The organism is Dehalococcoidales bacterium, assembly GCA_028716225.1.
Classification (GTDB): Bacteria; Chloroflexota; Dehalococcoidia; order Dehalococcoidales; family UBA5760; genus UBA5760.
On record JAQUQE010000003.1, the window covers coordinates 157,352 to 170,553 of the forward strand.

Genomic DNA, 13,202 nt, shown 5'->3' on the forward strand with positions numbered 1-13,202 from the left:
ATGAAAAACGAGATTGATGCTCTGGTGAAGGACGCCGTCTTCAGTCCCGACGATGCTATCCGGGCCGACTGCCGGCGGCGTATCCGGGAGATTGCCGCCGCTCATGGAGCCTACCCGGCCAGCATCCAGGGTCTGTATCAGGCGGCGGGGAAAGGGCTCTACTCGGGCAAGTCCGTTCCGGCGATCAATATCCGGGGTATTACCTACCAGGTGGCCCGGGCGGTCTTCAGGGCGGCTCTGGCGCACCGGGTCGGGGCTCTTATCTTCGAAATTGCCCGCTCCGAGATCGGCTATACCGCCCAGCGTCCGGATGAGTATGCCGTCTGCGTGCTGGCGGCTGCCGTGCGGGAAGGTTTCCGCGGCCCGGTCTTCCTTCAGGGCGACCACTTTCAGGTAAACGCCAAGAAATTTCAGGCCGGGGCGGATGCCGAGCTCGGCTCCGTCCGGGACTTGATCCGGGAGGCGGTGGACGCCGGATTCTATAACATCGACATCGATGCCTCGACTCTGGTCGACCTGACCCGGCCGTCGTTGGAAGAGCAGCAGGAAAACAACTGCGTGGTCACCGCCGATATGACCCGCTTCATCCGCGGCATCGAACCGCCTGGTGTTACCATTTCCGTGGGCGGCGAAATCGGCGAGGTCGGCAAGCAGAACAGCACGGTGGCGGACCTGCGTGCGTTTATGTCCGGATATCTCGAGCGTCTCGGGCCGGACGTGACCGGCATCTCCAAAATCAGCGTTCAGACCGGGACCGCGCACGGCGGTGTGGTCATGCCGGACGGTTCGCTGGTCAAGGTGAAGGTTGATTTCGAGACCCTGGAGAAGCTATCCGAAGCGGCGCGGCGGGAATACGGACTGGCCGGAGCGGTGCAGCACGGAGCCTCGACGCTGCCCGATACGGCTTTCGACAACTTTCCCCGGGTGAACACGGTCGAGGTGCACCTGGCCACCGGATTCCAGAACATCATCTACGAGAGTCCTTATTTCCCTGAGGATTTAATGGCTAAAATCAACGCCCACCTCAAGGACAAATACCGGAGCGAGAAAAAGCCCGACGATACCGAGGACCAGTTCCTGTACAAGACTCGTAAGAAGGCCTTCGGCGATTTCAAGCGTGAGATGTGGGACCTGCCGCCGGAGAACCTGGATAAAATACGGGATACCCTGGAAGAGCGCTTCGCCCTGCTCTTTCACAAATTAGCGGTCACCGATACCGTGGCGCTGGTCGAACGGTACGTGTCTTAGGGCCGCACCTGTCCGTTGCCGAAGATAATCCACTTGTAGCTGGTCAGCTCCTTGAGACCCAGAGGGCCGCGGGCGTGCATCTTCTGCGTGCTGATGCCGACCTCGGCTCCCAGGCCGAACTGGCTGCCGTCGGTGAAGCGGGTGCTGGCGTTGACATAGACGCAGGCGGCATCGACCTCGTTCAGGAAGCGCATCGCCGGCTGGTATTCCTCGGTGACAATGGCCTCGGAATGGCCGGAGCCGTAGCGCTCAATATGTTCCAGTGCCTCGTCCAGGGAGTTCACCACCTTTACTGCGGCCGTTAGCGACAGGAACTCCTTTCCCCAGTCCTCCTCGACGGCCGGGACGAGCTTCAGAGAGGGGTCTCTTTTCAGGATGGCTAAAGCCCGCTCGTCGCAGTGCATCTCCACGCTCGCTTTGGCCCATTCCTTAGCCACCAGCGGCAGATAGCGCCCGGCGATGTCGGTGTGGACGAGCAGGGTATCCAGGGCGTTGCAGACGGTGGGGCGCTGCACCTTGGCGTTATAGGCTATCGCTACCGCCTGGTCCGGATCGGCGCTGCGGTCTACGTAGGTATGGCAGACTCCTATCCCGCCGCTGACCACGGGCATAGCGGCGTTTTCGGTGACGAATTTGATCAGCCCGCCGCCGCCGCGGGGGATGATGAGGTCGATAATGCCGCTCATTTTGAGCATATGCCCGACCAGAGAGCGGTCGGTGTTCTCAATGAACTGTACCGCGCCGTCGGGGATGCCGGCTCTGTCTGCCGCCTCCTGGACCACCCTGGCCAGGGCGCCGGAGGAATGAATTGCCTCCTTGCCTCCCCGCAGCATAATGGCGTTACCCGACTTCAGGCAGAGGGCGGAGATGTCTATGGTGACGTTGGGGCGGCTTTCGTAGATGGCGCCGATTACCCCCAGGGGCACCCGTTTTCTGCCCAGCTGCAGACCGTTGGGCAGGGTACGCATATCGAAGACCTCTCCCACTGGGTCGGGCAGAGCGGCCACGGTAAGGACATCCTGGGCAATGGCCTCGAGGCGTTCGGCGGAGAGCATCAGGCGGTCGAGCATTGCCGTTCCCATCCCGGAGGCTTCGCCAGCCCGGTAGTCGATGCGGTTGGCTTCCAGTATTTCATCCTTTCTGGCGGACAGGTCGGCGGCGATGTTGCGCAAAGCCTCGTTCTTGACTCCGGTGGAGATGCAGGCCATACGGCGGGAGGCAGCCTTAACCGCCTTGCCCTTTGCTTCCAGTTCCGCAAGTGGTGATGTCATGGTTCTCCCCCCTTATTTCGTCTCTATGCAGCCCTTGATTATCGTTGCTCGAATTTGCCGCGGCCCTTGAACTGGTAGTGGTAGAGCGGAGGCGTCCCGCTTACTGCCCGGTTGACCCGCTTTATCAGAGAGCATCTGCCCCTGCGTCCGTCCTTCAGCTCGATAACGTAGCCGTCGCCGTCGTTAAGGCGCCGGTACTCTTTGGGTACCAGTTCTCCCCACCAGCTTACCGGTGATTCATCATGGAACCGGTAGTCCACGTCGACGAGAAACTCACTGCCGTCGACCCTGTAAAGTTTTCCGATGTCCAAAGCGAACCTCTCTTTCTAAAGCACTACCAGGTTATTCCGATGAACCACTTCCGAGCCGTAGTCATAGCCGAGGAGGGTGGTGATCTTCCTGGAGTGTGCACCTTTAATAATACCGATGTCCTGGGAGCTGTAGTTGGTTATGCCGCAGCCGATACGGGACTTGTCGTGGTCGTAGATATTGACTATGTCGCCCCGCTCGAATCTGCCTTCGGCCCGCTCGATGCCGGCGGCAAGAAGACTGCCCCGTTTCTTCAGCGCCGCGGCAGCCCCCGGGTCCACTATCAGCTTGCCCCTGGTGGAAAGGCCGCTGAGCATCCAGCGCTGGCGGCTCTCGAGCTTGCTGCTGGCGGGCAGGAAGCGGGTGCCGGTTGCCTGGCCGTCGGCCAGCTTCAGTATAATGTCCGGCTCCATGCCGTCGGCGATAACCAGGGTTACTCCTGAGGCGGTTGCCAGTTTGGCGGCTTCTATCTTGGTGACCATACCGCCGGTGGCCAGGCTGCTCAGTGTGCCGGTGGCCAGACTCTCGATCCGGGCGTCGATCTTTTCCACCTGGGGAATGAGGGTGGCGTCGGGGTTGCTGCGGGGGTCGGCGGTATACAGCCCGGCGATGTCGGACAGCAGGATGAGCAGGTCGGCATCGACCAGGTTGGCCACCATCGCCGACAGGTTGTCGTTATCGCCGAATTTAGCCTCTTTAATCTCTTCGACAGCTACCACGTCGTTCTCGTTGATGACCGGTATTACCCGGAGCTCGAGCAGGGCGAGCAGGGTATTGCGGGCGTTTAAGTAGCCGGCCCGGTCGATAAGGTCTGCCTTGGCCAGCAGGGCCTGGGCTACGGTGATGTCGTGCTGCTGGAAAAGCTGGTCGTAGACATGCATCAGCAGGCTTTGCCCTACCGCGGCCAGCACCTGGCGGTAGGGGATGCCCTTGATTTTCCGCGACAGTCCCAGCCGGTACTTGCCCAGGGCGATTGAGCCCGAGGAGACAATGATCAGCTCCCGGCCCTGCTTGTGGAGCCGGGCCACCTGATTGACCAGGCCTGACATTATCTCCTGGTCCAGGTGGTCGCTGCCGCCGGTAAGCAGACCGGTACCGAGCTTGGCCACTATGCGCTTGTATGCTGGCTCCCTGGTTTTACCCATCGCACCGCTAACCTGGTGGGGACTTGATTCATTATAGCAAGTGGGGGGAGGTTGGACAAGAGATTGCGAATCTTATCCGGCGGTTGTATCATTATAGCCATTGGCAGACCCGGTGTCCGGTCCGGTCTGCAGAAAAAGCCCGAGGTTTGATTTCGATGATATGCCCGGTCTGTCAGAGCGATATGATTGTCGTGGAGCATAACCGCATCGAGCTTGATTACTGTGCTGCGTGCCACGGGGTATGGTTTGATGCCGGCGAACTTGAGTTGCTGCTCGGTTCTCTGGGACTGGATGGCGCCGGCCGGTTGCTTGGCGATATTCCGGAGGCCGCAGAGGTTGATACCGGAGAGGAGAAGCGCCGGTGCCCCTTCTGCCGCCGCAAGATGAAAAAGGTAGACCTGGAGAAAAAAGTGCTGGTTGACCTCTGTCCTCAGGGGGAGGGGATATGGTTCGATGGCGGAGAGGTCGGGGAGCTGATTGGCCGTCTGTTTCAAAAAACACCGCACCAACCGGACGTGCTGCAGAATGCCATCGAATTTCTGGGTGAGGTTATCAAGCCCTGGGAATAATCTAACGGGATAATATTTACTGGAGGTGTCCTATGCCTGTAGGAGCGATTGTCGGCATTATCGTGGGGGTGGTACTGGCGATTATCTTCGGGGGGGGATATAACCGGCTGGTCCAGCTGCGCAACCAGACCAAGAATGCCTGGTCTCAGATTGACGTTCAGTTGAAGCGGCGCTATGACCTGATTCCCAATCTGGTGGAAACGGTAAAGGGTTACACCAAGCACGAGCGGGAGACACTAGAGGCGGTAACCAAGGCCCGCAATATCGCCCAGCAGCTTTCTTCTGCCGGTGCTGCGGAGCGGGCTAAGGTGGAGGGTGAATTGACTTCGGCCTTAGGTCGGCTGCTGGCCGTGGTGGAAAAGTACCCCGACCTCAAGGCCAATCAGAATTACCTTGCTCTTCAGGAGGAGCTGTCCTCAACCGAGAACAGGATCAGCTTCGCCCGCCAGTACTACAACGACTCCGTTCTAAAGTACAACAACTCCACCCAGACGATACCCTATAATGTGGTGGCCCGGGCATTCGGATTCAAGTCCGGAGAATTCTTCGAAGTCACCGCGGCCGGGGAGAGGGAGGCCCCCAAGGTTAGTTTTACTTAGTCGGAAGCTGCCATGTGGGAACAGATAAGCTCAAATCGGAGACGCTCGATTGCGCTTACCATCGGTATCGGTGCGATACTGCTCCTGTTGGGCTGGCTGATCGGCTTTTTTTTCTTCGCCAACGGCTATGCTGGCCTGGTCGTTGCTGTTATCATCTGGGGGATAATGAACCTAGTCGCGCTTTTTCAGGGAGACAGCATCCTGCTTTCGGTATCCAGGGCCAAAAAGATTACCAAGAGCGACCATCCCCGTCTCTATAACATCGTCGAGGAGATGCAGATTGCCTCCGGGCTGGAAAAGATGCCGGATATCTATATCATCGACGACCCGGCTCTCAATGCTTTTGCCACCGGCCGGGACCCGAAACGCGCCAGTGTGGCGATCACCTCCGGTCTGCTCGATAAGCTCAACCGTGATGAGCTTCAGGGTGTGATCGGTCATGAGATAGCCCATATCAAGAACCGTGATGTCCTGCTTATGGTTATGTGCGGCATCCTGCTCGGCAGCATTGTTATGCTGTCCTGGTTTGCCTCGAGGGCGCTCCTTTTCGGTGGGGCGCCCCGCAGCCGGAGCAGCTCGTCATCGGGTGGTGGCGGTGGCATAATCCTGATAATAGCTATCGTGCTTATGATTATCGCCCCCATTGCCGCCCAGATGATCTACTTCGCTATCTCGCGTAAGCGTGAGTACCTGGCCGATGCCTCCTCCGCCCTCTATACCCGCTACCCGGAAGGGCTGGCTTCCGCCCTGGAGAAGCTGTCTGCCTCCACTCAGGAGCTGCGCTCCGCCAATAAAGCCACCGCTCCGATGTTCATCGTTAACCCCTTCCGGAGTAAAGCCAGGGCCGCTACCGACCTGACCAGTACCCACCCGCCCATCTCGGAACGCATCCGCATCCTGCGCTCGATGACGGGAGTCTCCTTCTCTAACTATGAGCAGGCTTACGAGAAGGTTCGCGGTTCGCGTAAGGCAGTTCTGCCCGGTTCGGCCCTAGCCGGGACCGGTGAGGTGGAAATCCGGGCACCCAGGCCGGAGCCGGTAGAGCCCTTCCGGGCCGGTATTGAGCGGCGACGTGAGACCTCGGGCGCGCTCTGGCAGATGAACGCCTACAAGACCATCAGCTGCGACTGCGGCACCCGGCTCAGGATACCGCCTGCGTTGCAGAACTCAACCGTCAGGTGCCCGCATTGCGGACGGATCAATTCGACCTAGCTTTGAGTAGCAGCGGCCTTCCGCTTTTGTCAGCCCACCCTGCCCAGTAACTCCTCCAGTACCTTCTGCCACCGACCCCCCACTAGTTTAGTGTTCAGTCTGATCTGGGTCAGCCCTATCTTTATGCCGTCCCCGGCCAGTGGAGCGAGCCTCTGTTTGTCGAAGTGCATGCCGGGGAAGAGCCTCAGGATGATCTGGCCGTGTTCGCCGGTGACGGATTCGACGCCCACCCTGGCTGCCAGTATCTTGATCCTGACCGCATAGAGCAGGTTTGCGACTTCCTCGGGCGGCCTGCCGAAGCGGTCGCTGCACTCATAGGCCATGTCCTCCAGTTCTTCTAAAGATTTGATATCCGCCAGCCGCTGGTAGAGGCTCAGCCTGGTATTCAGGTCGGCGATGTACCCTTCCGGAATATAGGTGTCCAGGGGCAGGTCTATATTCGGCGGGGGCAGTGACGGCGCCGGCGGCTTATCGGCAGCGCCGGACCGTTTGTCCTTCTCCCTCTCCACCGCTTCCGCCAGCAGGCGGCAGTAGAGGTTGAAGCCGACGGCGCTGATCTGCCCGCTCTGTTTTACCCCCAGGAGGTTTCCGGCGCCCCTGATCTCGAGGTCTTTGATGGCGATGTTAAAACCGGCGCCCAGCTCGGTGGCCTCGAAGATGGTCCTCAGGCGCCTCTCGGCGGTGTGGGTCAGCTGCTTGCCCCGGTCGTAGAGAAAGTAGGCGTAGGCGAGGTTGGTACCCCGGCCGATCCGGCCGCGCAGCTGATAAAGCTGGGTCAGGCCGAACCTGTCCGCTTTGTTGACAATCAGAGTGTTGACGTTGGGCATATCCAGCCCGGATTCGATGATGGTGGTACAGACCAGTATGTCTATCTTGCTCCGGGCAAAATCGGTCATCACCGCCTCCAGTTCGGTCTCGGACATCTGGCCGTGAGCGATGGCGATGCGGGCTTCGGGCACCAGTTGCTCGAGGCGTCCGGCGACCATGGCGATACTCTGTACCCGGTTGTGGACGAAGAATACCTGTCCGTTGCGCTCCAGTTCCCTCAGTACGGCCTCCCTGATCAGGCTGTCGTCGTATTCGGCAACGAAGGTCTTGATGGGCAGGCGGTCTTCGGGTGGGGTCTCGATAGTGCTCATATCTCGTACTCCGACCAGGGACATATGGAGGGTACGTGGGATGGGAGTGGCGCTCAGGGTAAGCACGTCCACTTCCCGCCGCATCTGCTTGAGGTATTCCTTATGGTTAACGCCGAAGCGTTGCTCTTCGTCGATAATGACCAGCCCCAGGTCTCGGAAGGCAATGTCCTTCTGCAGCAGCCGGTGGGTGCCGATGCAGATGTCCACGTTGCCTTTAGCCAGCCCGTCGATGATGGCATTCTGTTCCTTCTGATTCTTGAACCGGCTCAGCACCTCAGTTCTGATTGGAAAAGCGCCTAGCCTCTGGCTGAATGTCGAGAAGTGCTGCTGGGCGAGTACGGTGGTCGGCACCAGCACCGCCACCTGTTTATTGTCCATCACCGCCTTGAAGGCGGCCCGGATAGCTATCTCGGTTTTGCCGTAGCCCACATCGCCGCAGACCAGTCTGTCCATGGGCCTGGGCTGCGCCATATCATCCTTTACCTGCTGCTGGACTTTGCTCTGGTCCGGAGTCTCGAGGTAGGGAAATGAAGCCTCCAGCTCCTGCTGCCATACCGTATCGGGTGAAAAGGAGAATCCGTCCACGACACCGCGGGCGGCGTAGAGCGTGAGCAGTTCCTCGGCGATTTCTTCCGCCGCCGCCCGGGCCTTCTGCTTGGTGCGGTTCCATTCCGGAGTGCCCAGCCGGCTTGGCACCGGCGGCTGTTCGCTGGCGCCGATGTAGCGGCTGACGCGGTAGATCTGGTCGGTGGGGACGTAGAGCCTGTCGCCGCCGGCATACTGCAGCACCAGGTACTCCTTCTCGGTGTTGGCGCTCTCCATGGTGGTGACGCCGCTGAACCGGGCGATGCCGTGCTCGATATGTACCACGTAGTCTCCCGGGCTCAGGTCGTTTAGGAGTAGCTGGTGGGAGGTCGGACGTTTCCTGGTGAGGCGCCGCTCTTTACTGAAGCCGAAGATTTCGTAATCGGTAAAGAGGTGGCTGGCTCCGTTCATGGTCCAGCCCTCGGCCAGCAGGCCCTGGATCAGGCTGAGCGAGCCCGGAGCAGGCGCCTCTTTGATTTCAGCGAGGGGGGGAGCGATAATATCCGCTTCGCCTAGTATCTCGGAGAGGCGGCTTGCCTGGTGGCTGACGATGATGAGGCGGTGTCCCTGTTTCTGGAGGTGTTTCGCCTTCCTGATAAAGGTCGGCAGCTGGCCCGCGTAGCTTGGGGTGGAGGTGAAGTTCAGCCGCAGCGTTTCTTCGGTGGATGACTTGTCCCAGGCGGTAATTGCGAGACACTGCTCTTTAGCGATTGCCGCTTCCAGTTCATGCCAGGTGAAATATGGCCTGGGGAAACCGGCGGGCAGCTCGCCTCGCTCCAGCTTCTCGGTACGCAGCTCCTCGGCTTTGGCTTCCAGGTCTGCGGCGGCTGAAGCCATGCTGCGCGGTTCGTTCAATACTATCAGCGTGTTTCGGGGCAGATAGCTCAGGATACTGTCGCTGTTGAACAGCGGGGCGTAGAACAGCATCCTGGCGGATACCTCTCCCTCGAGCAGTATAGCCATCTCCTGTTCAAGCTGCCGGCGCACCCCGTCGTTGCAGCCGGCCGGGTTGATGCTGGCTAAGACTTGCCTGAGCTCCTCTTTGCTGATTGATAGCGGTGCCAGCAGCTCGGTTGCCGGGGTGACGGCTACTTCGGATACCTTCGTCATTGAACGCTGGCTGACCGGGTCGAAGAGGCGGATGCTGTCGATGTTATCACCGTAGAAGTCCAGTCTGGCCGGCAGGTCGCCGGAGGGCGGGTAGATGTCGATGATGCCTCCGCGCCGGCTGACGGTCCCGGGGACCTCCACCGTGCTTTCTATCCGGTAGCCCATCGCCTGCCAGCGCTTCAGCAGGCTGAGCGGTTCGACATTGTCGCCTACCCTGATTGTGTGATGCGTAGAGCTAAAATCGCGGTACGGGGCTACCTTCTGCATCAGTGCCGGGGTAGAGGTGATCGTCAGGGGAGCATTCCGCTTGCCCCCGGCACCGGCCAGTGCGGAGAGTATCTGCAGTCTCTCCATCTCGGTTACAGTGTCGGAAGTTATCCGCTGGTAGGGGAGGGTATCTGGTTCGGGGAAGAGCCTTAGCCGGGTGGAGCCGGTCCAGGCTGCCAGCTGCTCGGAAAGCTTTTTGCTTTCCTGGGGCTGAGCCGTCACTACCAGCAGAGGTCTTTTCAGGTCGTGGTATAACGATGCAATCAGGTACGGTCGGGCGGCGTCGAGCACTACCACTCTGGTACTGCCGCCCGGCTTACCCAGCCTGTCGATAAGCTGGCGATAGGCCGGCATCTCGGCGCTTAATTGTAATAGCCCGGTTATTTCCGGCTGCATTTTTCTACTCAAACACCGCTAGGGCTAGCCGAAACGGCCTAGCCCTCCGCAAGAAATTCTACCACAGTAAACAGCCCCGGGTACACGCTGCCTGATCCTTATTCATCGGGCCAGAGCGAATAGGTACACTCTACTTGACACTTCAGATTAGTAATTGCTAGAATAAATGGTTGTTTGTTTCTAATTGTTTTGGAGAAAAAATATGTACGCTGTGATCGAAACCGGTGGTAAGCAATATAAGGTAAGCCCCGGCCAGACGGTAGACGTGGAGCGGCTTGATGTTGCCGAGGGTAGCACCGTTGACCTGGACAGGGTATTGCTTATTGCTGATGGGGACAAGGTATTGGTGGGTAATCCTACCGTTGACGGAGCTAAGGTAGTGGCTACCTCTCAGGGTGACGGTAAGGGTGATAAGGTTATCGTATTCAAGTATAAACCTAAAGTACGCTACAGCAAGAAAACGGGACACCGTCAGCCTTACACCCGGCTGACTATCGATAAGATAGTAAAAGCCAGGAAGACTGGTAGCGTTGATAAGAAGGGGTGATGTAAGTGGCGCATAAAAAGGGCGGCGGCTCATCACGTAACGGCCGGGACAGTAATGCCCAGCGTCTCGGAGTAAAGAGATACGCCGGACAGACTGTTAATGCCGGGACCATCCTGGTCCGGCAGCGGGGTACCTCTATTCACCCGGGTAATAACGTCGGTGTCGGAAAGGACTACACCCTGTTTGCCCTTGTTGACGGCGTCGTTAAATACGAGCCGGCCGGAAAGAATAAGAGGAAGGCCAGCGTGTACGCTGTTTAGGACTATGAAGGATAAGATTCATCCCAAGTATTATGCCGATGCCCAGGTGATCTGTGCCTGCGGCAATACCTTTGTGACCGGCTCCACGCGGAAGGTGCTTAAGGTCGAGGTATGCAGCAACTGCCACCCGTTCTTCACCGGGGAACGCAGGATGATGGATACCGCCGGGCAGGTGGAGCGGTTCAAGCGGCGTTACAAGTTGGAAGGGTAGTAGCACGAGGCTTTTTAGTGGTATCGGGAGCAGCTTCAATAAAGCTGCTCCTTTCTTCTTTTATTGAGGGGTACTTTTTGTGGAGAAGAGGTTTAATTACGGCGGTCAGGCGGTTATCGACGGTGTGATGATGCGGGGGCGAAAGGTGGTGGTGACGGCGGTACGCCGTCCCGGTGGGGGAATAGCCCTGGATACCCAGTCGCTGCCGTCTATCCTGAGCAGCCGGGCAAGGCAGATCCCTCTAATCCGGGGCATTCTGGCCTTGATTGAGACCATGGTGCTGGGTATCAAGTCCCTCGTCTACTCGGCTGAGGTGTCCACGGAAGAGGAAGAAGAGAAGCTGTCGAGCTGGGCCATTGGTGGTATGGTGGCCGGTTCCATTGCTTTTGCTGTTGGCATTTTCTTCATTGCGCCCCTTTTCCTGACCAGAATGCTGGACACCTATATTGAGTCCTCGATAGTTTTCCATCTGGTGGAAGGGTTTATTCGCATGGGTATTTTCCTGGCTTACCTTAAAATACTGACCGTAATCCCCGGACTGGGGAAGCTGTTTGCCTATCATGGCGCTGAGCACAAGGCGGTGAACGCCTACGAGGCCGGGGTACCCCTGGAGCTGGAGGCGGTGCGGAAATACAGTACGGCACATAATCGCTGTGGTACCAGCTTTCTGTTTGTGGTTCTGATTATCGCCATCATTGTTTTTTCCCTCATCGGGAGGCCTTCGCTGGGGATAATGGTGCTGTCGCGGGTTGCCCTGGTCCCGGTTATTGCCGGGATCGGCTATGAAATCGCCCAGTTTGGCGCCAGGCATACCGGCAGCAGGTTTATCAGGGCTTACCAGGGTCCCGGCCTTTGGCTGCAGCGGCTGACGACCAGAGAGCCCGACGACAGTCAGCTTGAGGTCGGCATATCGGCATTAAAAAGAGCCGTCGAGGTCGATCATCTTGGAGGGGAAGGTTAGGCTGCCTCAGGGTTTATCGGTGGTCAGGTCTTGCTCGGTAAGCCGCTGGAAGAAGCAGGTCTTATTGCCGGTATGGCATACCGGGCCGACCGGTCTGGCCTGAACTAGAATGGTGTCGCTGTCGCAGTCCTTCCAGATGGAGACTACCCTAATATAGTTGCCCGAGGTTTCCCCCTTGTGCCATAGCTTCTGCCGGCTTCGACTATAGAACCAGGCATCGCCGCTGGATAGAGTCAGGCGGAGCGCCTCCTCATTCATATAGCCCAGCATCAGCGTCTCGCCGCTGTCGGCATCCTGAATTATCGCTGGTATAAGCCCCTTCTCGTTAAACTTCAGGTTAGCTATTGTCCTCACCCCCTTATCTACTTTGGTATCCCGCCTTTTCTCTATGGGAAGAGCGGAGGCATGTACTTTACCGTGGTTTTCCAGCCTGCTCTTGTTGTTTCTTAGGAATAAAAGAATCCTTAAATTATTGACTGATGGTGGTCAGGGCCTGTTTCAGGTTGATGTCCTTGGTATAGAGCGCCTTGCCGATGATGGCTCCTTCCACACCAAGTTGTTTTAACATTCTGAGATGATTCAGTGATGAGATGCCGCCGGCAGCAATGATAGGTAGTCTAACGGCATTGACCATCTCGTTAATGGAGCTGAAGTTTGGCTCGGTAAGGGTGCCGTCGCGGCTAATATCGGTATGAATAAAACGCTTTACCCCCAGCTCGACCATCGACCTGGCAAGCTCTGTTGCACCTAGTGCGGTCTTCTGCTGCCAGCCGTGTATTGCAACATTACCTTTCCTGGTATCAATACAGACAATAATTGATTCGCTGAAACTGTGGCACGCCTCTTTAACCAGCGTCGGGTCTTCTACGGCGGATGTGCCCAGAATGACGCGCTCCACTCCTGTTTTTAGCAGTTGTTCTATTGTTTCCAGGTGACGGATGCCGCCGCCTACCTGGGTGGGTATCAGTAGAGCACTGGCTATTTCATTGATAATATCCAGATTGCAGAGTCTGCCGGCAACAGCGCCGTCAAGGTCGACGATATGTAGTCTCGGTGCTCCCATTGACTGCCATTCCAGCGCTACCTCTACCGGGTCATTATAGAATACCGTTTCCTGGTCATAATCACCCTGGTAGAGCCGGACGCACTTGCCTTTTCTGATATCTATCGCCGGGATTATCTCTATGGTTGTCGTCTCCTTCCCGCAACTAAATCCCTTGTTTTTGTAGCCATTATCATACCATAAAAATACCGTTGCATTGAAATTAGTCCTCTTCATCTGCTCATCTTGACATGGTCGGTTCCGGTTGCTAGACTGTCATTGCCTGTTCTAGTAATATGTAAATTAGAATGGCCGGAGAAAGAGAGCTTCC

14 protein-coding genes are annotated in these 13,202 nt (G+C 57.8%); 8 read left to right on the forward strand and 6 right to left on the reverse strand.

Annotated features, from left to right (window positions below):
* Nucleotides 1-1,248: a class II fructose-bisphosphate aldolase gene (locus PHI12_03360; GenBank protein MDD5509838.1), complete on the forward strand. Its 1,248-nt coding sequence runs from the start codon at nt 1-3 to the stop codon at nt 1,246-1,248.
* Here PHI12_03360 and PHI12_03365 read toward each other — a convergent pair.
* Genes PHI12_03365 through proB form a run of 3 tightly spaced genes read right to left on the reverse strand, consistent with a single transcriptional unit; the run spans nt 1,245 to nt 3,973 of the window.
* Nucleotides 1,245-2,519, reverse strand: coding sequence for a glutamate-5-semialdehyde dehydrogenase (locus PHI12_03365; protein ID MDD5509839.1), 1,275 nt, complete (start codon nt 2,517-2,519; stop codon nt 1,245-1,247). The genes PHI12_03360 and PHI12_03365 overlap by 4 nt on opposite strands.
* Before the next feature lie 38 nt (nt 2,520-2,557).
* Nucleotides 2,558-2,830 carry a hypothetical protein gene (locus PHI12_03370; GenBank protein MDD5509840.1) on the reverse strand — a complete coding sequence of 91 codons (273 nt, stop codon included), beginning with the start codon at nt 2,828-2,830 and terminating at the stop codon, nt 2,558-2,560.
* A 15-nt stretch (nt 2,831-2,845) separates the two neighbouring features.
* Nucleotides 2,846-3,973: a glutamate 5-kinase gene (proB, locus tag PHI12_03375; GenBank protein ID MDD5509841.1), complete on the reverse strand. Its 1,128-nt coding sequence runs from the start codon at nt 3,971-3,973 to the stop codon at nt 2,846-2,848.
* Between the two features lie 155 nt (nt 3,974-4,128).
* Here proB and PHI12_03380 point away from each other — a divergent pair, with 155 nt between their 5' ends.
* Genes PHI12_03380 through PHI12_03390 form a run of 3 tightly spaced genes read left to right on the forward strand, consistent with a single transcriptional unit; the run spans nt 4,129 to nt 6,353 of the window.
* Complete coding sequence (locus PHI12_03380) at nt 4,129-4,542, forward strand: zf-TFIIB domain-containing protein (protein MDD5509842.1); 414 nt, start codon at nt 4,129-4,131, stop codon at nt 4,540-4,542.
* 32 nt (nt 4,543-4,574) lie between these two features.
* A complete protein-coding gene (locus tag PHI12_03385; GenBank protein MDD5509843.1) occupies nt 4,575-5,141 on the forward strand; it encodes a LemA family protein in 567 nt (188 codons plus the stop codon).
* A 12-nt stretch (nt 5,142-5,153) separates the two neighbouring features.
* The gene (locus PHI12_03390; GenBank protein MDD5509844.1) at nt 5,154-6,353 is read left to right on the forward strand and encodes a M48 family metalloprotease; all 1,200 of its coding nucleotides are present in this window, start codon (nt 5,154-5,156) and stop codon (nt 6,351-6,353) included.
* Between the two features lie 29 nt (nt 6,354-6,382).
* On the opposite strand, the gene mfd is transcribed toward PHI12_03390, so the two are convergent.
* Nucleotides 6,383-9,850 (reverse strand): transcription-repair coupling factor, encoded by a 3,468-nt coding sequence (mfd, locus tag PHI12_03395; protein MDD5509845.1) that lies wholly within the window; start codon nt 9,848-9,850, stop codon nt 6,383-6,385.
* A gap of 202 nt (nt 9,851-10,052) precedes the next feature.
* Here mfd and rplU point away from each other — a divergent pair, with 202 nt between their 5' ends.
* The 4 genes from rplU to PHI12_03415 all read left to right on the forward strand — a co-directional run bounded on the left by rplU (nt 10,053) and on the right by PHI12_03415 (nt 11,829).
* Nucleotides 10,053-10,397: a 50S ribosomal protein L21 gene (rplU, locus tag PHI12_03400; protein MDD5509846.1), complete on the forward strand. Its 345-nt coding sequence runs from the start codon at nt 10,053-10,055 to the stop codon at nt 10,395-10,397.
* A gap of 5 nt (nt 10,398-10,402) precedes the next feature.
* The gene (rpmA, locus tag PHI12_03405) at nt 10,403-10,657 is read left to right on the forward strand and encodes a 50S ribosomal protein L27 (protein ID MDD5509847.1); all 255 of its coding nucleotides are present in this window, start codon (nt 10,403-10,405) and stop codon (nt 10,655-10,657) included.
* Between the two features lie 4 nt (nt 10,658-10,661).
* Nucleotides 10,662-10,868, forward strand: coding sequence for a 50S ribosomal protein L31 (rpmE, locus tag PHI12_03410; protein ID MDD5509848.1), 207 nt, complete (start codon nt 10,662-10,664; stop codon nt 10,866-10,868).
* Nucleotides 10,869-10,947: 79 nt separating this feature from the next.
* Nucleotides 10,948-11,829 carry a DUF1385 domain-containing protein gene (locus PHI12_03415; GenBank protein MDD5509849.1) on the forward strand — a complete coding sequence of 294 codons (882 nt, stop codon included), beginning with the start codon at nt 10,948-10,950 and terminating at the stop codon, nt 11,827-11,829.
* A gap of 6 nt (nt 11,830-11,835) precedes the next feature.
* Here the strand turns inward: PHI12_03415 and hisI are convergent, their stop codons facing one another.
* On the reverse strand, nt 11,836-12,183 hold the full coding sequence (gene hisI, locus PHI12_03420; protein MDD5509850.1) for a phosphoribosyl-AMP cyclohydrolase: 348 nt from the start codon (nt 12,181-12,183) through the stop codon (nt 11,836-11,838).
* A 115-nt stretch (nt 12,184-12,298) separates the two neighbouring features.
* Nucleotides 12,299-13,108: a 1-(5-phosphoribosyl)-5-[(5-phosphoribosylamino)methylideneamino]imidazole-4-carboxamide isomerase gene (hisA, locus tag PHI12_03425; protein MDD5509851.1), complete on the reverse strand. Its 810-nt coding sequence runs from the start codon at nt 13,106-13,108 to the stop codon at nt 12,299-12,301.
* Between the last annotated feature and the right edge of the window lie 94 nt (nt 13,109-13,202).